This window comes from Enterobacter cloacae complex sp. ECL411 (genome assembly GCF_021869665.1).
Classification (GTDB): domain Bacteria; phylum Pseudomonadota; class Gammaproteobacteria; order Enterobacterales; family Enterobacteriaceae; genus Enterobacter; species Enterobacter intestinihominis.
On record NZ_CP091486.1, the window covers coordinates 3,826,138 to 3,848,932 of the forward strand.

The 22,795-nt window shown below is 56.1% G+C and carries 22 protein-coding genes and 1 tRNA gene; 10 read left to right on the forward strand and 13 right to left on the reverse strand.

Features of this window, described 5'->3' with window-relative positions; all coding sequences use genetic code 11:
- Window positions 1-45 precede the first annotated feature (45 nt).
- Window positions 46-852 carry a DUF4225 domain-containing protein gene (locus L3069_RS18320; RefSeq protein ID WP_023306876.1) on the forward strand — a complete coding sequence of 269 codons (807 nt, stop codon included), beginning with the start codon at window positions 46-48 and terminating at the stop codon, window positions 850-852.
- Here L3069_RS18320 and L3069_RS18325 read toward each other — a convergent pair.
- The 3 genes from L3069_RS18325 to actS all read right to left on the reverse strand — a co-directional run bounded on the left by L3069_RS18325 (window position 849) and on the right by actS (window position 2,654).
- Entirely contained in the window at window positions 849-1,163 is a 315-nt protein-coding gene (locus tag L3069_RS18325; protein WP_015673660.1) for a hypothetical protein, read from the reverse strand. The genes L3069_RS18320 and L3069_RS18325 overlap by 4 nt on opposite strands.
- A gap of 596 nt (window positions 1,164-1,759) precedes the next feature.
- Window positions 1,760-1,833 (reverse strand) — tRNA-Gly (locus L3069_RS18330).
- Window positions 1,834-1,913: 80 nt separating this feature from the next.
- The gene (actS, locus tag L3069_RS18335; RefSeq protein ID WP_038416673.1) at window positions 1,914-2,654 is read right to left on the reverse strand and encodes an amidase activator ActS; all 741 of its coding nucleotides are present in this window, start codon (window positions 2,652-2,654) and stop codon (window positions 1,914-1,916) included.
- Window positions 2,655-2,817: 163 nt separating this feature from the next.
- On the opposite strand from actS, the gene idi reads away from it, so the two are divergent.
- A complete protein-coding gene (gene idi / locus L3069_RS18340) occupies window positions 2,818-3,360 on the forward strand; it encodes an isopentenyl-diphosphate Delta-isomerase (protein WP_032676492.1) in 543 nt (180 codons plus the stop codon).
- Window positions 3,361-3,408: 48 nt separating this feature from the next.
- On the opposite strand, the gene lysS is transcribed toward idi, so the two are convergent.
- The 5 genes from lysS to xerD all read right to left on the reverse strand — a co-directional run bounded on the left by lysS (window position 3,409) and on the right by xerD (window position 9,502).
- Window positions 3,409-4,926 carry a lysine--tRNA ligase gene (lysS, locus tag L3069_RS18345; protein ID WP_022649302.1) on the reverse strand — a complete coding sequence of 506 codons (1,518 nt, stop codon included), beginning with the start codon at window positions 4,924-4,926 and terminating at the stop codon, window positions 3,409-3,411.
- A gap of 9 nt (window positions 4,927-4,935) precedes the next feature.
- Window positions 4,936-6,034 (reverse strand): peptide chain release factor 2 gene (gene prfB / locus L3069_RS18350; RefSeq protein ID WP_096147815.1). Its coding sequence is split into 2 segments (ribosomal slippage): window positions 4,936-5,958 and window positions 5,960-6,034, totalling 1,098 coding nucleotides; the frame shifts between segments, so codons are not numbered across the junction.
- Window positions 6,035-6,124: 90 nt separating this feature from the next.
- Window positions 6,125-7,858: a single-stranded-DNA-specific exonuclease RecJ gene (recJ, locus tag L3069_RS18355; RefSeq protein WP_038416675.1), complete on the reverse strand. Its 1,734-nt coding sequence runs from the start codon at window positions 7,856-7,858 to the stop codon at window positions 6,125-6,127.
- Between the two features lie 5 nt (window positions 7,859-7,863).
- Window positions 7,864-8,577, reverse strand: coding sequence for a bifunctional protein-disulfide isomerase/oxidoreductase DsbC (dsbC, locus tag L3069_RS18360; RefSeq protein ID WP_022649304.1), 714 nt, complete (start codon window positions 8,575-8,577; stop codon window positions 7,864-7,866).
- Between the two features lie 28 nt (window positions 8,578-8,605).
- Window positions 8,606-9,502, reverse strand: coding sequence for a site-specific tyrosine recombinase XerD (gene xerD, locus L3069_RS18365; protein WP_003863442.1), 897 nt, complete (start codon window positions 9,500-9,502; stop codon window positions 8,606-8,608).
- 101 nt (window positions 9,503-9,603) lie between these two features.
- Here xerD and fldB point away from each other — a divergent pair, with 101 nt between their 5' ends.
- Entirely contained in the window at window positions 9,604-10,125 is a 522-nt protein-coding gene (fldB, locus tag L3069_RS18370; RefSeq protein WP_023306886.1) for a flavodoxin FldB, read from the forward strand.
- 1 nt (window position 10,126) lies between these two features.
- On the opposite strand, the gene L3069_RS18375 is transcribed toward fldB, so the two are convergent.
- Both L3069_RS18375 and sdhE read right to left on the reverse strand, forming a co-directional pair.
- The gene (locus L3069_RS18375) at window positions 10,127-10,537 is read right to left on the reverse strand and encodes a protein YgfX (protein ID WP_038416677.1); all 411 of its coding nucleotides are present in this window, start codon (window positions 10,535-10,537) and stop codon (window positions 10,127-10,129) included.
- Window positions 10,518-10,784: an FAD assembly factor SdhE gene (gene sdhE / locus L3069_RS18380; RefSeq protein WP_003863437.1), complete on the reverse strand. Its 267-nt coding sequence runs from the start codon at window positions 10,782-10,784 to the stop codon at window positions 10,518-10,520. The genes L3069_RS18375 and sdhE overlap by 20 nt, the downstream gene beginning before the upstream one ends.
- Before the next feature lie 294 nt (window positions 10,785-11,078).
- Here sdhE and ygfZ point away from each other — a divergent pair, with 294 nt between their 5' ends.
- A complete protein-coding gene (gene ygfZ / locus L3069_RS18385) occupies window positions 11,079-12,059 on the forward strand; it encodes a tRNA-modifying protein YgfZ (RefSeq protein WP_038416679.1) in 981 nt (326 codons plus the stop codon).
- An 85-nt stretch (window positions 12,060-12,144) separates the two neighbouring features.
- On the opposite strand, the gene L3069_RS18390 is transcribed toward ygfZ, so the two are convergent.
- Entirely contained in the window at window positions 12,145-12,804 is a 660-nt protein-coding gene (locus L3069_RS18390) for a hemolysin III family protein (protein WP_022649307.1), read from the reverse strand.
- Between the two features lie 266 nt (window positions 12,805-13,070).
- Here L3069_RS18390 and L3069_RS18395 point away from each other — a divergent pair, with 266 nt between their 5' ends.
- The 6 genes from L3069_RS18395 to L3069_RS18420 all read left to right on the forward strand — a co-directional run bounded on the left by L3069_RS18395 (window position 13,071) and on the right by L3069_RS18420 (window position 18,988).
- Window positions 13,071-13,802 carry a MurR/RpiR family transcriptional regulator gene (locus tag L3069_RS18395; RefSeq protein ID WP_022649308.1) on the forward strand — a complete coding sequence of 244 codons (732 nt, stop codon included), beginning with the start codon at window positions 13,071-13,073 and terminating at the stop codon, window positions 13,800-13,802.
- A 116-nt stretch (window positions 13,803-13,918) separates the two neighbouring features.
- Window positions 13,919-15,352, forward strand: a complete 1,434-nt coding sequence (gene bglA, locus L3069_RS18400; RefSeq protein WP_038416681.1) for a 6-phospho-beta-glucosidase BglA — start codon at window positions 13,919-13,921, stop codon at window positions 15,350-15,352.
- A 124-nt stretch (window positions 15,353-15,476) separates the two neighbouring features.
- Entirely contained in the window at window positions 15,477-15,836 is a 360-nt protein-coding gene (locus tag L3069_RS18405; RefSeq protein ID WP_038416683.1) for a hypothetical protein, read from the forward strand.
- Window positions 15,837-15,884: 48 nt separating this feature from the next.
- Window positions 15,885-17,894 carry a protein-disulfide reductase DsbD gene (locus tag L3069_RS18410; RefSeq protein ID WP_038416685.1) on the forward strand — a complete coding sequence of 670 codons (2,010 nt, stop codon included), beginning with the start codon at window positions 15,885-15,887 and terminating at the stop codon, window positions 17,892-17,894.
- A gap of 1 nt (window position 17,895) precedes the next feature.
- Window positions 17,896-18,498 carry a DsbA family protein gene (locus tag L3069_RS18415; protein ID WP_038416687.1) on the forward strand — a complete coding sequence of 201 codons (603 nt, stop codon included), beginning with the start codon at window positions 17,896-17,898 and terminating at the stop codon, window positions 18,496-18,498.
- On the forward strand, window positions 18,488-18,988 hold the full coding sequence (locus L3069_RS18420; RefSeq protein ID WP_032626112.1) for a protein disulfide oxidoreductase: 501 nt from the start codon (window positions 18,488-18,490) through the stop codon (window positions 18,986-18,988). The genes L3069_RS18415 and L3069_RS18420 overlap by 11 nt, the downstream gene beginning before the upstream one ends.
- Before the next feature lie 2 nt (window positions 18,989-18,990).
- Here the strand turns inward: L3069_RS18420 and L3069_RS18425 are convergent, their stop codons facing one another.
- Together L3069_RS18425 and gcvP are read right to left on the reverse strand one after the other, a co-directional pair.
- Window positions 18,991-19,734, reverse strand: a complete 744-nt coding sequence (locus L3069_RS18425) for an SDR family oxidoreductase (RefSeq protein ID WP_023306889.1) — start codon at window positions 19,732-19,734, stop codon at window positions 18,991-18,993.
- Window positions 19,735-19,804: 70 nt separating this feature from the next.
- The gene (gene gcvP / locus L3069_RS18430) at window positions 19,805-22,678 is read right to left on the reverse strand and encodes an aminomethyl-transferring glycine dehydrogenase (RefSeq protein WP_236901891.1); all 2,874 of its coding nucleotides are present in this window, start codon (window positions 22,676-22,678) and stop codon (window positions 19,805-19,807) included.
- Window positions 22,679-22,795 lie beyond the last annotated feature (117 nt).

The window sequence follows — 22,795 nt, forward strand, 5'->3', positions numbered from 1 at the left end:
TATTGCACGTAAAATGACCAGACACATTTTGGAAAGGAGTCTTTAATGGATATTGCGTTGCTTAACAGGGGCTGGAACAGAACATGGTCAGATACCATGGTAAATCTGGAAGCCCGGAAACTCGTCGAAACTGCAAATCGGCTATCAGCATTCTATTTGCAAGATGGGATAACACGTATCAAGTTTGTCGAAGAGATAAGGCAGGTCGTAGAGAAAGAATTTGAAACTGCACGACGGGCCAAAACCGATGAAGAATGCATTGCATGCATCAAAAATCTGCGTGCCGAAACAGATAATCTGCAAGAACAAGAACGCCTGTTAAGAACCAGAGCCGCCCAACTTTATGCAAAGGTCGAGTTTGTCAGGGAAAACAATAAAATCGTCGGATACGTGATTTCGGCAATCCATATAGTGGTATCTGGAGCAGCATTATTTGGTGGGATGGTTATGATGTCCACTATGACCCCTGTTGGAGTTCTTGCAGGAGCAGTTTTATTTGTTGATGGTATTAACGGTATAACAAAAGAAGCAAGCCATCTTCGCTATGGTGAACAATCCAAATCGGAAGGAATTTTTGCTGATGGCGCAATGGAGACCGCGCAATTTATGGGGTTTAGCCCAAAAAGTGGATTAGCTCTTTATAATACGGTGACTCTAGGGGCGAGTGTCTATAGTATCTTCGGCTTAGCAAGGAAACCCGGAGCTTGGCGATTATTCCGTTGGCTGCCGCGTGATTACTACCGAAAAGTTGACACAATGAGCAAGCCTAAGCTAACGATGAAAATCGCTGGATATGGTGTCAAAGCGAAAGTCATTTTTGATCTTCTGGCTACTGATAACAGTACTAATTAAGATTTGTTCGCTCTACAGAATCGCCAAGATTTATAAGCAAGTACAGGCGGTTGTATAAAAATTGCAACCGCTGCGCCACAAGAAAGGCCAATAGCACCAGAGAAAACACTCTGCTCAGATGCGAACATCACAAGAAAAATGAATACAGCAAGGCAACCGGATACAACCCACACGGCAAGAATAAATCGCCTAGCCAGGTCCCTGATTGCATTCCCCAACGTTCCACCATAGCTTTCAACGTTGTTCTTTATCTTCTTCAAATCCGATGGTGTAAAGCCAGAACTCAACAAAGCCTCATCAGTAACATCCATATTGTCCTCTCCGCATTTCTTAACTGGCAATGGCACACATAATCATAGTGATGAACTTTACAGTAATCCACATGATGTTTGTGCAATGTATCAGCTTTCAGACAATAGAAGCCATAAAGCCCCGTTAGTGGTAGAAGCAACAAGCGGAGCATAGCGACTGCAACAGGCCAACCTAGTTGGTTTCGCTTTGCGAAAGTCACCAGTGACCAAATCAGATTGTCAGGGGGATCACACCTTATCAGGGTGCTCGTGTACCTTTCGGAGCGTGAGCAAAGCGCTGGCAGAGCCGGATCTGTAGCTACCGGGGCATTACCACTATTCACCTGTTTAGGTGGCTCATAGGGCCACACATCGGGCTTAAATGCGTGTGTTCAATCTGTTCGGGAGTTATGCCAGGTATGCGGCTTTTTGTTCGTTGTTGTACTGTCGCGGTAAGAACCTGGAACCACCGCCAGCGTGAGGATATGTTCCCTTGTACCACAGACCTATCACGCGACAGGTACGGATATAGAACATTGGGTAGTTTTAGTTGTACCTGCTAAAGCAGAGCAACGTAACTAACTGATGAAATATAACTTCTTGATTTATGAGGAGACTGGAGCGGGCGAAGGGAATCGAACCCTCGTATAGAGCTTGGGAAGCTCTCGTTCTACCATTGAACTACGCCCGCTTTGAGGTGCGTAAGGCATTATAGACCTTACGCCTCTTCATACAAGCCTTTACCCCACTAAGTGGCGATTAAATAATCACTTAGCACTTCGGTTTACTGCCCTGCGCCGGAAGATAACGCTGCGGATCGATGGCCGTGGCCTTATAGCGGATCTGGAAATGCAGCTTCACCGTATCCGTCCCGGTACTGCCCATGGTCGCAATCTTCTGCCCCGCCTTCACGTTCTGGCCATTATTCACCAACATCGTGTCGTTATGCGCATATGCCGTAATGTAGTCCTCACCATGCTTAATCATGATCAGGTTACCGTATCCACGAAGCTGGTTACCGACATAGACCACCTTCCCGGCCCCTGAAGCGTAAACCGGCGTGCCGCGTGCGGCAGCGATATCAATTCCTTTATTGCCCCCTTCCGAGAGCGAGTACGGCGCAACCACTTTTCCGCTTGCAGGCCAGATCCAGCAGCGCTGACCGACCGGCGGCCAGGATGATTTAGGCACCTGATAGGATGGCGTCACTTTGGCTGTTTTACGCGTTGAGGACTTTTTCCCTGAGGAGGAACCGCCGTTAACCTTGAGCTTTTGCCCTATCTCAATGGTATACGGTGGAGAGATATTATTCAGGCGCGCCAGCTCCTTCACGCTGGTCCCCGTGGCACGTGAGATGCGGTAGAGCGTGTCCCCGCGCTTAACGGTATAGACGGCACCGGAATAACTGCCCATATCCGAAGATTTACTCCCCGAGCATCCTGCTACAAGTAGCGTCAGCGTCAGGCAGAAAACGGCAATGATCGGGTTTCTCGTCAGGCTTCCTGCAAACAAAACAGCTCCTCGGTCAGCGTGAATGGCGCACTATGATAGCAGCCCAAACTGATGCGGGTCATGCCCTTTTCCGCTCTGTGGGCCAAACCGTTTGCATAAGAATGCAGTATAATAATTCCGCTGATGGTGCTGAACCATTAAGCATTATGGCACTGGAGCATCAATGAGTATTCAAGAACACGTTATTTTGGTAAATGACCAGGGAAAGGTGATTGGCACTCAGGAGAAGTACGCCGCGCACACGTCACACACCCCGCTTCACCTGGCCTTCTCTTCATGGCTGTTTAACGCTAACGGAGAATGTCTGATTACCCGGCGCGCCTTAAGTAAAAAAGCCTGGCCCGGCGTGTGGACCAACTCCGTTTGCGGACATCCACAGGCCGACGAAGCGACAGAGCAGGCGATTATCCGCCGCTGCCGCTTTGAAGTCGGCGCCGAAATCATAGACATCACTCCCGTTGCCCCGGAGTTCCGCTACCGTGAAGCCGACCCTTCAGGGATCGTTGAAAACGAAATCTGCCCGGTCTATGCCGCCCGCGTAACGAATACCCTCGCAATCAATAGCGACGAAGTGATGGAGTATCAGTGGGTGGAGCTGGACGCGCTCTTCCGCGCGCTGGACGCCACACCGTGGGCATTTAGTCCGTGGATGGTGCAGGAAGCGAACACTGCGCGCGAAAAACTCAGCGCTTTTGCGGCGCAATAAAAAAGCCCCGGCGATGAACGCACGGGGCTTTTTTTACGACTTAACGGCTTATTTCACCGGACGCATCGCCGGGAACAGGATCACGTCGCGGATGGTGTGGCTGTTGGTAAACAGCATCACCATACGGTCGATACCAATACCCAGGCCAGCCGTCGGCGGCAGGCCGTGTTCCAGCGCGGTTACGTAGTCTTCGTCGAAGAACATCGCTTCGTCGTCGCCTGCCGCTTTCGCGTTAACCTGATCCTGGAAACGCTGCGCCTGATCTTCTGCATCGTTCAGCTCGCTAAAACCGTTACCGATTTCGCGGCCACCGATGAAGAATTCGAAGCGGTCAGTGATTTCCGGGTTCTCGTCATTACGACGCGCCAGCGGAGACACTTCCGCCGGGTATTCGGTGATGAAGGTCGGCTGAATCAGGTGCGCTTCGGCCACTTCTTCGAAGATCTCGGTCACGATACGGCCCAGACCCCAGCTCTTCTCAACCTTAATACCGATGCTTTCAGCGATCGCTTTCGCAGAGTCGAAGTTATCCAGATCCGCCATATTGGTTTCCGGACGGTATTTCTTGATCGCTTCGCGCATGGTCAGTTTTTCGAACGGCTTGCCGAAGTCGAACACTTCTTCACCGTAAGGGACCTGCGTGGTGCCCAGAATATCCTGCGCCAGGGTACGGAACAGGGATTCGGTCAGCTCGATCAGATCTTTGTAATCCGCATACGCCATATAAAGTTCCATCATGGTGAACTCTGGGTTATGACGTACGGAGATGCCTTCGTTACGGAAGTTACGGTTGATCTCGAACACGCGGTCGAAACCACCGACCACCAGACGCTTCAGGTACAGTTCCGGCGCGATACGCAGGTACATGTCCAGGTCCAGGGCGTTGTGATGGGTGATGAACGGACGGGCAGAGGCACCGCCTGGGATCACCTGCATCATCGGGGTTTCTACTTCCATAAAGTCGCGGTTAACCATGAACTGGCGAATACCGGCCATGATCTGGGAGCGAATTTTGAAGGTCTTACGGGATTCATCATTAGAGATGAGATCCAGGTAGCGCTGACGATAGCGCGCTTCCTGATCCTGCAAACCGTGGAACTTGTCCGGCAGCGGGCGCAGGGCTTTGGTCAGCAGACGCAGTTCGGTACAGTGGATAGACAGTTCACCGGTCTTGGTTTTGAACAGTTTACCTTTTGCGCCCAGGATGTCGCCGAGGTCCCACTTCTTGAACTGCTCGTTGTAGATGCCTTCCGGCAGGTCGTCACGAGAGACATACAGCTGAATGCGGCCGCCAACGTCCTGTAAGGTCACGAAGGAGGCTTTACCCATGATACGTCGGGTCATCATGCGGCCCGCCACGGACACTTCAACGTTCAGCGCTTCAAGCTCTTCGTTCTCTTTACCGTCGAAGTCTGCGTGCAGTTGGTCTGAGGTGTGGTCACGACGAAAATCGTTCGGGAACGGCACGCCCTGCTCGCGCAGCGCTGCCAGCTTCTCGCGGCGGGTTTTCAGTTCGTTGTTAAGATCGACTACCGCGTCAGCGCCCTGTGATTGTTGTTCAGACATGTTGGTTCCTCATAACCCTGCTTTCAAACTTGCTTCGATAAATTGATCCAGGCTGCCGTCCAGCACCGCCTGCGTGTTACGGGTTTCAACCCCGGTACGCAGGTCTTTGATGCGGGAGTCATCAAGGACGTAAGAACGGATCTGGCTGCCCCAGCCGATGTCGGACTTGTTGTCTTCCATCGCCTGCTTCTCAGCATTTTTCTTCTGCATCTCCAGCTCATAAAGCTTCGCTTTCATCTGCTTCATGGCCTGGTCTTTGTTCTTATGCTGGGAACGGTCGTTCTGGCACTGTGTTACCAGCCCGGTTGGAATGTGGGTAATACGCACCGCAGATTCCGTACGGTTAACGTGCTGACCGCCCGCGCCGGATGCGCGGTACACGTCGATGCGCAGGTCCGCCGGGTTGATGTCGATATCGATATCTTCATCCACTTCCGGGTAGACAAACGCGGAGCTGAAGGAGGTGTGGCGACGGCCACCGGAATCGAACGGGCTCTTACGCACCAGGCGGTGAACGCCGGTTTCAGTACGCAGCCAGCCGTAGGCGTAATCGCCAATAATCTTAATGGTGACGGACTTGATACCCGCCACTTCACCTTCGGACTCTTCGATAATCTCGGTTTTGAAACCGCGCGCTTCTGCCCAGCGCAGATACATACGCATCAGCATGCTGGCCCAGTCCTGCGCTTCGGTACCGCCAGAGCCTGCCTGAATATCGAGATAGCAGTCAGCGCTATCGTATTCGCCGGAGAACATGCGACGGAATTCCAGCTGCGCCAGCTTCTCTTCCAGCACGTCGAGCTCTGCCACGGCTTCGTTAAAGGTTTCTTCGTCGTCGGCTTCGACAGCCAGCTCCAGCAGCCCAGAAACATCTTCCAGACCCTGCGCCATTTGATCCAGCGTATCTACGATGGCTTCGAGGGAGGAACGTTCTTTACCCAGCGCCTGCGCGCGTTCAGGTTCGTTCCAGACGTCCGGCTGTTCCAGCTCGGCGTTTACTTCTTCGAGACGCTCTTTCTTGGCATCGTAGTCAAAGATACCCCCTAAGAACGTCAGAGCGCTCCGTGAGGTCCTGAATGCGGTTTTTTACCGGATTAATTTCAAACATGGTCTGTTTTCTTTTATGAGCTTGTCAAAATGCGGTGATAAGAGCGGGATTGTACCGAATCCACGCCCTTTTTTATAGAGATTACTGACGCTAAATTGGCCAGATATTGTCGATGATGATCTGAAGGGTGCGGTTACCGCGGAACTCGTTAATATCCAGCTTATAGGCCAGCTCAACCTCGCGCACGCCGTTGTCCGGCCAGATGGAGGTATCAACGTTAAAGGCGATGCCGTCGAGCAGCGGCCCGCCGCCGACCGGTTCCACCATCACTTTGAGATGGCGTTCGCCCACGATGCGCTGTTGCAGCAAACGAAAACGTCCGTCGAAAAGCGGCTCCGGGAACATCTGCCCCCACGGGCCGGCATCGCGCAGCATCTGCGCCACCTCCATGGTCATTTCAGCCGGAGAAAGCTCGCCGTCAGAAACCACTTCACCCTGCAACAGAGACGGATCGATCCACTCGGTGACCAGTTCGCCAAACAGACGCTGGAACTCGTCGAACTTCGCCTCTTCCAGCGACAGGCCTGCCGCCATCGCGTGGCCGCCGAACTTAATCATCAACCCCGGATGCAGCGTATCCAGACGCTCCAGCGCATCGCGCATATGCAGCCCCTGAATGGAACGACCGGAGCCTTTCAGCGTGCCGTCCCCGGCGGGGGCGAACGCGATCACCGGGCGGTGGAAACGCTCTTTAATGCGCGACGCCAGAATGCCCACCACGCCCTGGTGCCATTCGGGGTGATACATCGCCAGCCCACCCGGCAGGTTATCGCCGCTGCGCTCCAGCTTTTCGCACAGGGTCAGCGCTTCGGCCTGCATCCCCTGCTCAATCTCTTTACGGGTCTGGTTGAGTGCGTCCAGCTCACTGGCCAGCACGCGCGCTTCGCCGATGTTGTCGCACAGGAGCAGCGCGACGCCAACCGACATATCGTCCAGCCGCCCCGCCGCATTCAGGCGCGGGCCGAGGGCAAAGCCCAAATCGCTTGCCGCAAGCTTCAGCGGATCGCGGTTGGCGATTTCCAGCAGCGCCTTGATCCCCGGACGGCATTTGCCCGCCCGAATGCGGCTCAAGCCCTGCCAGGTGAGAATACGGTTATTGGTATCGAGCGGCACCACGTCCGCCACGGTTCCCAGCGCCACCAGATCGAGATACTCCGCAAGATTCGGCACGGCAATCCCGCGCGATTCGAACCAGCCCTTATCACGCAGCAACGTGCGTAACGCCAGCATCAGATAAAACGCCACCCCTACTCCGGCCAGCGATTTCGACGGGAAATCGCAGTCGCGCAGGTTCGGGTTAATGATGGCTTCGGCGTCTGGCAGGGTTTCTCCTGGCAGGTGGTGATCGGTGACCAGTACCGGGATCCCCAGCGCATGGGCATGATCGACCCCCGCATGAGAAGAGATCCCGTTATCCACGGTCATGATCATCTGTGCACCACGGGCATGGGCCTGATCGACCACTTCCGGGCTGAGGCCGTAGCCGTCTTCAAACCGGTTCGGCACCAGGTAAGCCACGTTATCGCAGCCCAGCGCACGCAGGCTGAGTACGCTCAGCGCGGTACTGGTTGCGCCGTCGGCATCGAAATCGCCCACCACGACAATCCGCGTCCCGTCACGGAACGCGTCGTAGAGCATTTCAGTCGCTTTTTCGATGCCACTCAGCGCTTGCCAGGGCAGCATGCCTTTAACGCTGCGCTCAAGATCGCTTGCCGTACGCACGCCACGGCTGGCGTACAACCGCTTTAACAGCAGCGGAAGCGTATCTGGTAAATCCGCGGTTTCAATCGCATCGCGGCGGCGCAGTTTTATCGGGGCTTTCACGCGAATTATTTACCACCCGTCTGTTTCTGGTGTTCGTCGAGGAACGCTTTCATCTCTTTTGGCCCCTGGTAGCCCGGCACCACATAGCCGTTGCTCAGCACAATGGCTGGCGTACCGCTCACGCCAAACTGTACGCCCAGCGCGTAGTGGTTAGCGATGTCGATATCGCAGGAGGCGGGCTTCACGCCTTTACCGTTCATCGCATCATCAAAGGCCTTGTTGCGGTCTTTCGCACACCAGATCGCTTTCATATCCTGCTCAGGCTGACTCTGCACGCCAGCGCGTGGGAAGGCCAGGTAACGCACGGTAATGCCCAGCGCGTTGTAGTCTTTCATCTCTTCATGCAGCTTGTGGCAGTAGCCGCAGGTGATGTCGGTGAAGACGGTAATGACGTGCTTTTCCTGCGCCGCTTTGTAGACAATCATCTCTTTTTCGAGCGCATTCAGGTTTTTCATCAGTAGCTGGTTGGTGACGTTCACCGGCTGCGCACCGCTCACGTCGTACATTGGCCCCTGAATGATGTGCTTTCCGTCTTCGGTCACGTACAGCACGCCGCTGTTGGTCAGCACCGTTTTCATGCCAGCCACCGGCGCTGGTTGGATCTCGCTGCTGGCGACGCCGAGTTTCGTCAGAGACTGTTTAATGGCGGCATCATCCGCATGGGCAAAACCGGAAACCGAAGCTGCCAGCAGGGTGAACAGCGCTAAAGACTTTTTCATATATGATCCTGTAACAATTCGTCGGCACTCACGCGCGAGGGTGGTGCTGTTGGTGTAGCTGCCGCAGGCGTTCCGTCGCGACATGGGTGTATATTTGCGTCGTTGAAAGATCGCTGTGTCCAAGCAACATCTGCACCACGCGTAAATCCGCGCCGTGGTTTAACAGATGCGTCGCGAAGGCGTGACGCAAAACGTGCGGCGACAGCTTCTCACTGTCAATACCCGCCAGTGTGGCGTAATGTTTAATGCGATGCCAGAACGTTTGTCGCGTCATCTGCTGCGCGCGCTGGCTCGGGAATAATACATCTATGGAGACGCCGTTCAGCAGCCACGGACGCCCGTGTTCCAGGTACGTCTCCAGCCAGTAGACCGCCTCTTCACCCAGCGGCACCAGCCGTTCTTTGTTCCCTTTACCGATAACGCGCACCACGCCCTGACGCAGGCTGATATCGCTCATCGTCAGGCCCACCAGCTCGGAAACGCGCAAGCCCGTGGCATACAATAGTTCAAGCATGGCTTTATCGCGTAACTCCAGCGGAAGGTCAACTGCGGGCGACTGTAATAATCTCTCAACTTGCGCTTCGCTGAGATCTTTTGGCAGCCGCTGAGGCAGTTTAGGCGATGCCAGCAGTGCGCTGGGATCATCCGCGCGGATCTTCTCGCGGTAAAGGTGCTGGAACAGGCGGCGCATGGCGCTCAGCAGACGTGCGGAGCTGGTGGCTTTGTACCCCCCTTCCATCCGCTCAGCCAGTAACCCTTGCAGGTCATCGCTTTGTGCGCTTTCAAGCGTCAGCCCCCGGTGCGCCAGCCACTCGACCAGCAGAGTGAGATCCCGACGATAGGCGCTAAGCGTATTTTCAGCGAGGTTTTTCTCCAGCCACAGCGCGTCGAGAAACTGTTCGATGAGTGCGAGATCCTTTTCCACATCAACCCCTATGGTTCTGCAATCTGGCCATTATGCCTGATTGCCATCGGTTTCTGGTACACTACGCGCAAAGTCATAGCAAGAATTGAGATAGTTACGCGATGAATATTGGTCTGTTCTATGGTTCCAGCACCTGCTACACCGAAATGGCGGCGGAGAAAATTCGCGACATTATTGGCCCGGAACTGGTGACGTTGCATAACCTGAAAGATGACGCGGTTGCCTTGATGGAGCAGTACGATGTGCTGATTCTGGGTATCCCTACCTGGGACTTTGGTGAGATTCAGGAAGACTGGGAAGCCATCTGGGATCAGCTCGATTCAGTCAATTTTGAAGGCAAAATCATTGCGATGTACGGCATGGGCGACCAGTTGGGCTACGGGGAGTGGTTCCTTGACGCACTCGGCATGCTGCACGACAAACTGGCGCCAAAGGGCGCGACATTTATCGGCTACTGGCCTACGGAAGGCTATGAGTTCACCAGTCAAAAACCGATTATTGCCGACGGTCAGCTGTTTGTCGGGCTCGCGCTGGATGAAACCAACCAGTACGATCTTAGCGACGAGCGCCTCCAGAACTGGTGCGAGCAGATTCTGGGTGAGATGGCCGAGCAGTTCAGCTGATTTACTCCTGCGTCGGCTGTTGCACGATCAACCGGCGCAGATCTCGCCACTCCGCAGGATCCATACTGTCTGCTGCCAGCCACAGGTGCTGGCGACGATTGTCCTCGACCCGACGCAGCCGTAGCATCATCCCGGTGTTGAGCATCCACGGCGTCCCTATCATTTCCCACTCTTTTCCCTGCCAGCGCAGGCGAGAATCCATCAGCAGCTTAATTTCACCCTGACGGGAGTTGATTCGACGCTGGCTGCGCACGCTGTCAAACACTACAAACGACAGCAAAAGCAGCCACAGAGGGGTATAGCTTAGCGGCCACGGCACCAATAACACCATTGCCGCGACCAGACCGTGGAGCAGTAAGGACATCCACTGTGAGCGCCACGAGACGCGAAGATCAGATTGCCACAGGACCACGTTCCTGATTCCGTGTTTGAATTAATTGCACCATCCGTTGCAACTCGGTGTCGGCGGGCTTGCCGTGATTCATCAGCCAGTTGAATAAATCCGGATCGTCGGACTCAAGCAGACGGACAAACAGGCGCTTATCGTCATCGCTTAAGCTGTCGTACTCATACTCGAAGAAAGGCATGATGGAGATATCAAGTTCACGCATGCCGCGACGGCACGCCCAGTGAATACGGGCCTTGTTGTTAATATCCATTTTCTGTTTCCTGCATTACGTTTGGCACAGTCGGTATCCCGTTCGGTATTCATTATTGCTCTTCGGGAACACCTGCTAGTGTAACGTGTTTTTGACCGTTTCTTTACTGGAATATTGCGAACCTCGAGCAGGCTTCCTGAATAATCCTTATAAAGACAGCGGATTACACTATTTTGCGTAGCGCCACGCATAACCGCGTAATGGCACGAATGGCCTGCTGAAAGCGCTTGCATTGAATACAGTCTCTTTTACCATTAGGTATTATCAAAGCGTTAAGCAATTCAGGACATCACTATGGCATTTACACCATTTTCTCCTCGCCAGCCCGCCGCCTCTGCGCGTCTGCCGCTGACGCTGATTACTCTTGATGACTGGGCACTGGCGACACTGACCGGTGCGGACAGCGAAAAATACCTGCAAGGCCAGGTCACGGCGGACGTGGCGCAGTTGACTGAGCACCAGCATCTGCTGGCCGCGCATTGCGATCCAAAAGGCAAAATGTGGAGCAACCTGCGTCTGTTCCGCCGTCAGGACGGATTCGCCTTCATTGAGCGTCGCAGCCTGCGTGACGCCCAGCTTAAAGAGCTGAAAAAATACGCGGTCTTTTCTAAAGTCACCATCGCCCCGGACGATGAACACATTCTGCTGGGGGTAGCGGGTTTCCAGGCGCGTGCAGCGCTGAAAAACCTGTTTGCCGAGCTACCGGATGCCGGAAAACAGCTGATCAGCGAGGGAGAAACCTCCATTCTGTGGTTCGAACACCCTGCGGAGCGCTTCCTGCTGGTAACCGACGAAGCAACGGCGGAACGCGTCACTGACGCCCTGCGCGGTGAAGCACAGCTCAACAACAGCCAGCAGTGGCTGGCGCTGAACATCGAAGCGGGCCTGCCAGTTATTGACGCGGCAAACAGCGCGCAGTTTATCCCGCAGGCGACAAACATCCAGGCGCTGGGTGGTATCAGCTTTAAGAAGGGCTGCTACACCGGACAGGAAATGGTGGCGCGTGCGAAATTCCGCGGCGCGAACAAACGCGCCCTGTGGACGCTGGCTGGTCACGCCAGCCGTGTGCCGGAAGCGGGTGAAGATCTCGAGATGAAGATGGGCGAAAACTGGCGCCGTACCGGCACCGTGTTAGCCGCCGTCCAGCTCGATGATGGCCGCGTGCTGGTGCAGGTTGTCATGAATAATGATATGGAGCCCGACAGCGTGTTCCGCGTGCGGGACGATGCAAACACGCTCAGCATTGAGCCGCTGCCGTATTCACTGGAAGATTGATGCTGTATCGCCCGGTGTTGATATTCTCCCTCTCCCTGTGGGAGAGGGTCGGGGTGAGGGCATCAGACCGAACCTTACAAAAAAACTACACCTGACCAACATACAGATAAATTGCCAGAAAGTGGCACACGCTGCCGCCCAGCACAAAGCCGTGCCAGATGGCATGGTTGTACGGGATACGCTTGCAGACGTAGAAAATCACGCCCAGCGAGTAGATCACTCCGCCCACCGCCAGAAGCGTCACGCCCCCCACCGCCAGCTTAATGGCTAACTGATACACCACAATCAGCGACAGCCAGCCCATTGTCAGATAGGTGACCAGCGACAATACTTTGAACCGGTGCGCGATGGTCAGCTTGAACAGGATCCCCAGCAGCGCCAGGCTCCAGATCACAATCATCAGGCCACGCGACAGCGGTGAGTTGAGCCCCACCAGCAAAAATGGCGTGTAAGTGCCTGCAATGAGAAGATAGATTGCGCAGTGGTCAAATTTCTTGAGCCATATCTTCGCCCGTTGATGCGGAATAGCGTGATACAGCGTTGAGGCAAGGAAAAGCAGGATCATACTCCCGCCATACAGGCTGTAGCTGGTAATGGCCATCGCGCTGGCGTTGGTATCTACCGCCTGCACCAACAGCAATACTAAGCCGACAATCCCAAACACCAGGCCGATGCCATGGCTTATACTGTTGGCTACTTCCTCAGCCAGCGAATATCCCTGTGCGATTAATGGTCTGCTCACCATACTTAACTCCGGGAAAACAAAAGATGATTATTCATCGCCAGTCTATGCTAACTGAGAATGATTCCAGTGAACACCTGTTAGCTAAAATAAATCCCCAATAAGAATTTATCTTTATAAATCAAACAAATACAAACCAAACCCACCGCACAGATGTAAATAATTTCATTAACACCTGAGTAATCAAGGAGATAAATCCGTCTCTCACCCTTCGTCATCATGGTATGCTTCAGGGATAGTGTCCGACAGCGAGTTTAGCCATTGTGAGTATGTTCAGCCATTCCGCCATTGCCAGCCTCAACAATCTGGAAATGATGGTCTACAACTATGTCATTAAGAACCGTGACAAAGTGATGTACATGACCATCCGCGAGCTGGCGGATGCGGCGGGAGTCTCTACCACTACTATCCTGCGCTTCTGCCGAAAGCTCAACTGCGAAGGCTACTCGGAATTTCGGGTGCGCTTTAAACTCTATCTGGAGCAGAACGAGCCGCAGCAGGCGAATTTTGGTGCCAGTGAAATTATCAGCTTCTTTAAAAGCGTAAATAACGAAGAGTTCGATGCGTTATTAGATAAAGCCGTCGATATTATTTTATCATCTGAACGAATTATTTTTGTTGGCGCAGGCACGTCCGGATCGCTGGCAAAATATGGCGCACGTTTCTTTTCAAATATCGGGAAATTCAGCAACCATATCGACGATCCTTATTTCCCGGTCACTAACGATATGGCTAAAAATGCACTGGCCATTGTACTTTCCGTCTCCGGAGAAACCGAGGAAATCCTGCGCTTCGCCAGCCAGTTCAGCCTGCATCGCTGCAAGGTGCTCTCTGTCACCAGCCACGAACATTCTCGTCTCGCGAAACTGGCGGACTTTAATCTCTCCTGGCATGTCCCCCAAACGCGCATAGGCGGCGTTTACGATATAACCACCCAAATCCCGGTCATCTATATTCTGGAATCATTAGGCCGGAAACTGGCGAAGAAATTAACAGAATAAAACATCCTGTTTTTTTGATGTGACAAATTACAATTTCCGCAAAATGTTATATCGTGACATTTATTTCCGCTTTGCTAGACTCGAAATCAATAAGTCCTGAATTGAGAATAGCAAAGATGAAAAAACTCACTTTACCGAAAGATTTTTTATGGGGCGGCGCGGTGGCGGCGCACCAGGTTGAAGGCGGCTGGAACAAAGGCGGCAAAGGGCCAAGCATTTGCGACGTGCTCACCGGCGGCGCACACGGCGTTCCGCGTGAAATCACGCAGGAAGTGATTGAAGGCAAATATTACCCGAACCACGAAGCCGTCGACTTTTACGGCCATTACAAAGAAGACATCAAGCTGTTTGCCGAGATGGGCTTCAAATGTTTCCGTACCTCTATCGCCTGGACGCGCATCTTCCCGAAAGGCGACGAAACTCAGCCAAACGAAGAGGGGCTGAAGTTTTACGACGACATGTTCGATGAACTGCTGAAGTACAACATCGAGCCGGTGATCACCCTCTCCCACTTTGAAATGCCGCTGCACCTCGTTCAGGAATACGGCGGATGGACCAACCGTAAAGTAGTCGATTTCTTTGTACGCTTCTCGGAAGTGGTATTTGAGCGCTACAAAAATAAGGTCAAATACTGGATGACCTTCAACGAAATCAACAACCAGCGCAACTGGCGTGCGCCGCTGTTCGGCTACTGCTGCTCTGGCGTGGTCTATACCGAGCACGACAACCCGGAAGAGACCATGTACCAGGTGCTGCACCACCAGTTCGTGGCCAGCGCGCTGGCGGTGAAAGCCGCCCGCCGCATTAACCCGGAGATGAAAGTCGGCTGCATGCTGGCGATGGTGGCGCTCTATCCGTACTCCTGCAAGCCAGAAGATGTGATGTTCGCTCAGGAATCCATGCGCGAGCGCTACGTCTTTACCGACGTACAGCTGCGCGGCTACTACCCGTCTTACGTGCTGAACGAGTGGGAACGCCGTGGCTTCTCCATCAAAATGGAAGCAGGCGACGAGCAGATCCTGCGTGAAGGCACCTGCAATTACTTAGGTTTCAGCTACTACATGACCAACGCGGTCAAAGCGGAAGGCGGCACCGGTGACGCCATTTCCGGCTTCGAGGGCAGCGTGCCGAACCCACACGTCAAGGCGTCCGACTGGGGCTGGCAGATTGACCCTGTGGGCCTGCGTTATTCGCTGTGTGAACTGTACGAGCGCTACCAGAAGCCACTGTTTATCGTGGAAAATGGTTTCGGCGCCTACGACAAGGTGGAAGAGGACGGCAGCATCAACGATGACTACCGCATCGACTACCTGCGCGCCCATGTGGAAGAGATGATGAAGGCGGTGACCTGGGACGGCGTGGATCTGATGGGCTACACTCCGTGGGGCTGCATCGACTGCGTCTCCTTCACCACCGGCCAGTACAGCAAGCGCTACGGCTTTATCTACGTCAACAAGCACGACGACGGCACCGGTGACATGTCCCGCTCCCGTAAGAAGAGCTTTGAGTGGTATAAAACCGTCATTGCCAGCAACGGCGAAACGCTGTAATGGCTTGCCCTCTCTGCAAGCGGAGAGGGCAAACTGCTTATCTTCCAGACACTTCTTTACAGCTTTTGCGTTGCCAAAATATGTTCGCCCGATAATATAGGCATCCTGAATATTTGAGGCGAACATGATTAAGCGACAACGCAACGCTATCCTGCTTGTAGCCCTGGCCTGTCTGGTGGTGCTGATATGTACCGCCCAGCGGATGGCCGGGATGCACGCGCTTGTCATGAACGTCACCGCCACGAGCCAGTTTGTCCAGCAGGGGCAGGAGAGTGCCGACGCACCGGTAACCCCGTGTGAGCTAAGCGCCAAGTCGCTGATGTCGGTCCCGCCTGTTTTGTTTGAAGGCGCCCTGATTGCCGTCACCCTGCTGCTGGCGTTGCTGGCAGCCAGTCCACCGCGCCGCGAACGGCAGTGGCCTCCCCGCGTTATCTCCCCGCCCCGGTTAAGGGTGCATCTGCGATTATGCGTCTTCCGTGAATGAGCCTTCGCCTGTTACTTCAGGTTAATTCATCATTTACGGAGAAAATTTATGTTTACTGTATTCAGGCGACTGCTGGTCTGCCTGCTTTGGCTATGGCTGCCCCTCAGCCAGGCTGCCGACAGCGGCTGGCTGCGCGCCGCCGATAATCAGCACGCCAGCGTCAGGCTGCGTGCGCAACCTGAAAGCACTGGCGAAACCCGCCTGCTGCTGGACGTCGCCCTGCAAAAAGGCTGGAAAACCTACTGGCGCTCGCCGGGCGAAGGCGGCGTCGCACCCGCGATTAAATGGCATCAGCCCGTCGAGGCGATCTGGCGCTGGCCTGTGCCGCAGCGTTTCGACGTCGCGGGCATCACCACGCAGGGCTATCACGGCGATGTCAGCTTTCCCCTCACTCTGCGGGGCGACGTCCCGACGATCCTGAGCGGCGTGCTGACGCTCTCCACCTGTAGCAACGTCTGTATTCTTACCGACTACTCGTTTTCGCTGAACATGACCGCATCCGCAGGCGCCGGTTTTGATTACGATTTCAGTCGGGCCATGGGCACCCTTCCGCTCAGCGGCGGGTTGACCTCAACGCTTAACGCCACCTATGCCCCCGGCAAGCTGACCGTAACGGCGCAGCGTGACGCAGGCTGGCAGGCGCCGTCGCTGTTTATCGACGGTATGGATGATGTTGATTTCGGCAAACCGGCCCTCACCGTGCGCGGTGATTCGCTGGTCGCCACCGTGCCCGTGACGGACAGCTGGGGCGAGGCCGCGCCCAACCTCAGCGGCAAAACCCTGTCACTGGTTCTGGCCGATAGCGGGCAGGCGCAGGAGTCCAGCCTGAGCATTCAGCCGGGGAACGCCGCGCCGACGCTCCCGTTAGGCTGGGTGCTGCTGATGGCGCTGGCTGGCGGTCTGATCCTTAACGTCATGCCCTGCGTACTGCCGGTGCTGGCCATGAAGCTGGGCACGCTGATGCAAACCGAACGGCAGGCGCGGGGTCAGGTACGCCGACAGTTTCTTGCATCGGTAGCCGGGATCGTGATCTCGTTCCTCGCACTGGCGCTGATGATGACGGTATTACGCTTAGGCAATCAGGCGCTCGGCTGGGGGATCCAGTTCCAGAACCCGTGGTTTATTGGTGCGATGGCGCTGGTGATGGTGCTTTTCAGCGCCAGCCTGCTGGGGTTGTTTGAAATCCGTCTCCCTTCCGGCGCCAGCACCTTCCTCGCCACGCGCGGCGGCAACGGGCTTGCGGGTCATTTCTGGCAAGGCGCGTTTGCCACGCTGCTGGCGACACCCTGCACCGCGCCGTTCCTGGGGACGGCGGTCTCGGTCGCGCTGGCGGCACCGCTTCCCCTGCTGTGGGGGATCTTCCTGGCGATGGGTATCGGCATGAGCCTGCCGTGGCTGCTGGTGGCGGCCTGGCCGGGGCTGGCCCAGCGGTTGCCGCGTCCGGGGCGCTGGATGAACGTTGTACGCGTAGTGCTGGGGATGATGATGCTCGGCTCATCGCTGTGGCTGCTGAGCCTGCTGACGGTGCACATTGGCAGCCTGCCGGTCATTACGCTGGGCGTGCTGCTGATCCTTGCGCTGCTGCTGGTCACCGCCTGGCGCTACCGCTGGCAAACGGCACTGCGCGCCGGGGTATTAGCTGTACTGGTGGCCGGGGTAGTCGCGTTTGTTTCCGGCTCCGGCGGCGAGGGCTCCCGCCGCGATCGTATTCACTGGCAGCCGCTCAGCGAGCAGGCCATTGTCCGCGCGCTGGCGGAGAACAAACGGGTGTTCGTCGACGTGACCGCCGACTGGTGCGTGACCTGTAAAGCCAATAAATACAACGTACTGCTGCGCGACGACGTGCAGGTCGCGCTCTCCGCCCCGGACGTTGTCGCCCTGCGCGGCGACTGGAGCCGCCCCTCAGATACCATCAGCCAGTTTTTAACCACGCGCGGCAGCGCCGCCGTGCCGTTTAACCAGATCTACGGACCGGGATTACCTCAGGGCCACGTGCTGCCTGCGTTGTTAAGCCGCGAAGCGGTGCTGAGCACCCTGTCCGATGCAAAAGGAAAATAACATGAGAACCTTCGTTGCCTTACTTCTGCTGTCGTTATCAACGTTCGGTTTCGCCGCACCGTCAGATGACGCTTCCAACGACCAGCTGGCAAAACTGCTGTTTAACGACCCCAACAGCCCGCGAACCGGCGCGACATCGCCGAAGCTCACCATCGTCTCCTTCACAGACTACAACTGCCCGTATTGCAAGCAGTTCGACCCAATGCTGGAGAAAATCGTGCAGGAAAATCCCGACGTGCAGCTCATCATCAAACTGCTGCCGTTCAAGGGACAAAGCTCGGTAAATGCCGCGAAAGCGGCGCTCTCAACGTGGCAGCAGGCGCCGGATCAATTCTGGGCACTACACCAGCGGCTGATGATGAAAAAGGGCTATCACGATGACGCCAGCATCGCCGCCGCGCAGGTGAAGACCGGGACGGACAGCATTAAAACCGATGATAAAACCATGGACAGCGTAAAGATGAACCTGATCCTGGCGCAGGTGCTGAATATTCAGGGCACCCCGGCGACCATCATCGGTGACCAGATGGTGGCGGGCGCAATCCCGTATGACGATCTGGAGGGGCTGGTCAAAGAACAGCTGGCAAACGCCCGTGGCAAGTAAGCTTCCTCGCCTGCTGCGCGAGCTGGCCGTGTGGCTGCTGATTGGCGTAGCCGTGAGCCTGGCGGTGGACTATTTCCGCCAGCCCGCGCTGCCGCAGAATTTCTCCGCGACGGCACTGCACACCCTCGATGGTCAGCCCGTCGATCTTATCGCCATGAGTAAGGAGCGACCGCTGCTGGTCTACGTCTGGGCGACATGGTGCGGCGTCTGCCGCTACACCACGCCGTCGGTGGCGGCGATTGCCGCGGACGGGGGTAACGTGATGTCGGTTGCGCTGCGCTCGGGCGATAACGCGACGCTCGAAACATGGATGAGAAAGAAGAAGGCGATGATGCCCACGGTCAACGACGCCAGCGGAGAACTGGCGCGTCAGTGGGACGTTCAGGTGACGCCAACGCTTGTGGTGATCTCTCACGGTGAAGTGAAGTCGATCACCACCGGCTGGACCAGCGGCTGGGGAATGCGCCTGCGGCTGTGGCTGGCGTCGTAGCGTTACTTCCCGCCAGCCAGCTCCAGGAAGCTACCGGTGACATAGGAAGCTTTGTCGCTCAGCAGCCAGGTAATGGCCTGGGCGACCTCCTCCGGCTGACCGCCACGCTGCATCGGTAACATCGACTTCACCCGATCCACACGCCCCGGCTCGCCGCCGGAGGCGTGAATATCGGTATAAATCAGGCCTGGCCGCACGCAGTTAACGCGAATGCCCTGCGCCGCCACCTCCAGCGCGAGGCCGGTTGTCAGGGAATCCACCGCCCCTTTGGAGGCAGCATAATCCACATACTCCCCCGGTGCGCCCAGTCGTGAGGCCGCCGAGGAGACATTCACAATCGCGCCGCCCTTGCCGCCGTGTTTATGCGACATGCGCTTCACCGCCTCACGGCAGCAGAGAAAATAGCCAGTGACGTTGGTGGACAGCACGCGGTTAATACGTTCAGCTGAGAGGTTTTCGATGGAGGATTGTTCAAACAAAATCCCGGCGTTGTTCACCAGCGCGGCGAGCGGCTCACCTTCGCGATCGATGCTGTCGAACATCGCCATCACCTGCGATTCATCGCTGATATCCGCGCGCACGGCAAAGGCCTTACCGCCCGCGTCCACGATCTGATTAATGACCTCTGTCGCGGCTTTGATGTTGTGATGAAAATTCACCGCAACGGTGTAGCCTTCGCTTGCCAGCTGTAGCGCGGTGGCTTTACCAATACCCCGGCTGGCGCCGGTGACCAATGCAATTGCCATTCTTTTCTCCCAATAAAAAAGCCGGGTGGCGGCTTCGCCTTACCCGGCCTACGTTACTACAGGAACAACGTTACTGGTATTCGCTCATCGGCACGCAGGAGCAGAACAGGTTACGGTCGCCGTAAACATCATCAAGACGTTTCACGGTTGGCCAGTATTTGTTTGCTACACCTGCCGGGAAGACAGCCAGCTCGCGGGTATAACCGTGGTTCCACTCTGCCACCAGTTCGTTCTGGGTATGCGGCGCGTTAACCAGGGGGTTATCTTCCAGCGTCCATTCCCCGCCTTTCACGCGGTCGATTTCGCTGCGGATCGCCAGCATCGCGTCGATAAAGCGATCCAGCTCCACCTTGCTTTCAGACTCGGTCGGCTCAACCATCAGCGTTCCTGCAACCGGGAAGGACATGGTTGGCGCGTGGAAGCCGTAGTCGATCAGGCGCTTGGCAATATCCAGCTCGCTGATGCCCGTCTCTTCTTTCAGAGGACGAATATCGAGGATGCATTCGTGCGCCACGCGACCATCGCGGCCGGTGTAGAGCACCGGATAGGCGTCTTTCAGACGTGTTGCGATGTAGTTGGCGTTGAGGATCGCCACCTGGCTGGCCTGCTTGAGCCCTTCCGCGCCCATCATGCGGATGTACATCCAGCTGATTGGCAGGATAGAGGCGCTGCCGAACGGTGCCGCGGAGACCGCGCCCTGACGGGTCAGCATGCCTTCAATCTGCACCACGCTATGGCCTGGCACAAACGGTGCCAGGTGCGCTTTGACGCCGATTGGGCCCATGCCCGGGCCGCCGCCGCCGTGCGGAATGCAGAACGTTTTATGCAGGTTGAGGTGCGACACGTCCGCGCCAATAAAGCCCGGAGAGGTGATGCCCACCTGGGCGTTCATGTTCGCACCGTCGAGGTAAACCTGGCCGCCGAACTGATGCACCACTTCACACACTTCACGGATCGTTTCTTCGTACACGCCGTGGGTGGACGGGTAGGTCACCATGATGCAGGAGAGTTTGTCGCCTGCCTGCTCGGCTTTCGCGCGCAGGTCGGCCAGATCGATGTTGCCGTTTTTGTCGCACGCCACGACCACCACTTCCATCCCTGCCATCTGGGCAGAGGCCGGGTTGGTGCCGTGGGCAGAGCTTGGGATCAGACAGATATCGCGGTGGCCTTCGTTGCGGCTTTCGTGATAGTGACGGATCGCCAGCAGACCGGCGTATTCACCCTGCGCACCGGAGTTCGGCTGCATGCAGAGCGCGTCGTACCCGGTCAGCTTCACCAGCCAGTCGGAGAGCTGGTTGATCATCATGTGATAACCTTCCGCCTGCTCAGCCGGGCAGAACGGGTGCAGCTCGGAGAATTCAGGCCAGGTGATTGGGATCATCTCAGCCGCGGCGTTCAGCTTCATGGTGCAGGAGCCCAGCGGGATCATCGCCTGGTTCAGCGCCAGATCTTTACGTTCCAGAGAGTGCATGTAACGCATCATCTCGGTTTCGCTGTGATAGCGGTTGAACACCGGGTGAGTCAGGATCGCGTCGTCGCGCAGCATGCTTTCCTGAATGGAGCGGCTGTCGAGCGCAACCTCTTTGTCGAGCGTATCAACGTCCAGACCCTGTGCGTCACTCAGCAATACGTTGAACAGGGTCAGGATATCGTCACGGGTGGTGCTTTCGTCCAGCGTAATACCGACCGCATTGTGAATGTCGCTGCGCAGGTTGATTTGTGCTGCCTCGGCGCGCGCCAGCACGGCCGCTTTGTCTGCCACATCGACACACAGAGTGTCGAAGTAGTGCTCATGACGCAGTCTGAGACCTTTCTGTTGCAGACCGCAGGCCAGGATATCGGCCAGACGGTGGATGCGGCTGGCAATGCGTTTCAGACCTGCCGGACCGTGGAACACCGCGTATAAGCTGGCAATGTTAGCCAGCAGCACCTGCGAGGTACAGATGTTGGAGTTCGCTTTCTCGCGGCGGATATGCTGCTCGCGGGTCTGCATCGCCATGCGCAGCGCGGTGTTACCGGCGGCATCTTTCGATACGCCGATAATACGGCCTGGCATGGAACGTTTAAATTCATCTTTCGCGCCAAAGAACGCCGCGTGCGGGCCGCCGTAGCCCATCGGCACGCCGAAGCGTTGCGCTGAGCCGAAGACAATATCCGCGCCCTGTTTACCTGGCGCCGTCAGCAGCACCAGCGCCATAAAATCAGCGGCGACGCTAACAATAACCTTACGGGATTTGAGCTCGGCGATCAGCGCGCTGTAATCATGCACTTCCCCGGTGGTGCCCACCTGCTGTAACAGCACGCCGAAGACGTCCTGGTGATCCAGCACTTTGTCAGCGTCGTCGACAATCACCTCAAAGCCGAAGGTTTCCGCACGGGTGCGCACCACGTCCAGCGTCTGGGGATGCACGTCCGCCGCGACGAAGAAGCGGTTGGCGTTTTTCAGCTTGCTCACGCGCCTCGCCATCGCCATCGCTTCAGCGGCGGCAGTGGCTTCATCCAGCAGCGAGGCAGAGGCGATATCCATACCGGTCAGATCCAGCGTCACCTGCTGGAAGTTCAGCAGCGCTTCCAGACGGCCCTGGGAGACTTCTGGCTGATACGGGGTGTAAGCGGTGTACCAGCCCGGATTTTCCAGCATATTACGCAGGATCACCGGCGGTAACTGCACGTTGGTGTAGCCCATGCCGATATAAGACTTATAGCGCTTGTTAAGGCCGGCGATGGCCTTCAGCTCCGCCAGCGCGGCGAACTCCGTCGTGGACTCGCCTACCTGCGGCGGTGTGGCAAGCTGGATGTCTTTTGGCACGATCTGGCCGATCAGTGCGTTTAATGAATCCGCGCCAACTGTCTTCAGCATCTCCTGCTGTTGCTGAGCATCCGGCCCAATGTGACGTTCAATGAAGGCGCCACGGTTTTCAAGCTGGCTTAAAGTCTGTGTCATGAGCGATGGTTCCTGAAACGTGCAGTGAATCGTAATTATCTGTAACGCTGTTGCCCGGTGGCGCTAACGCTTTCCGGGCCTACGTAGATCTGTAGGCCGGATAAGCGCAGCGCCATC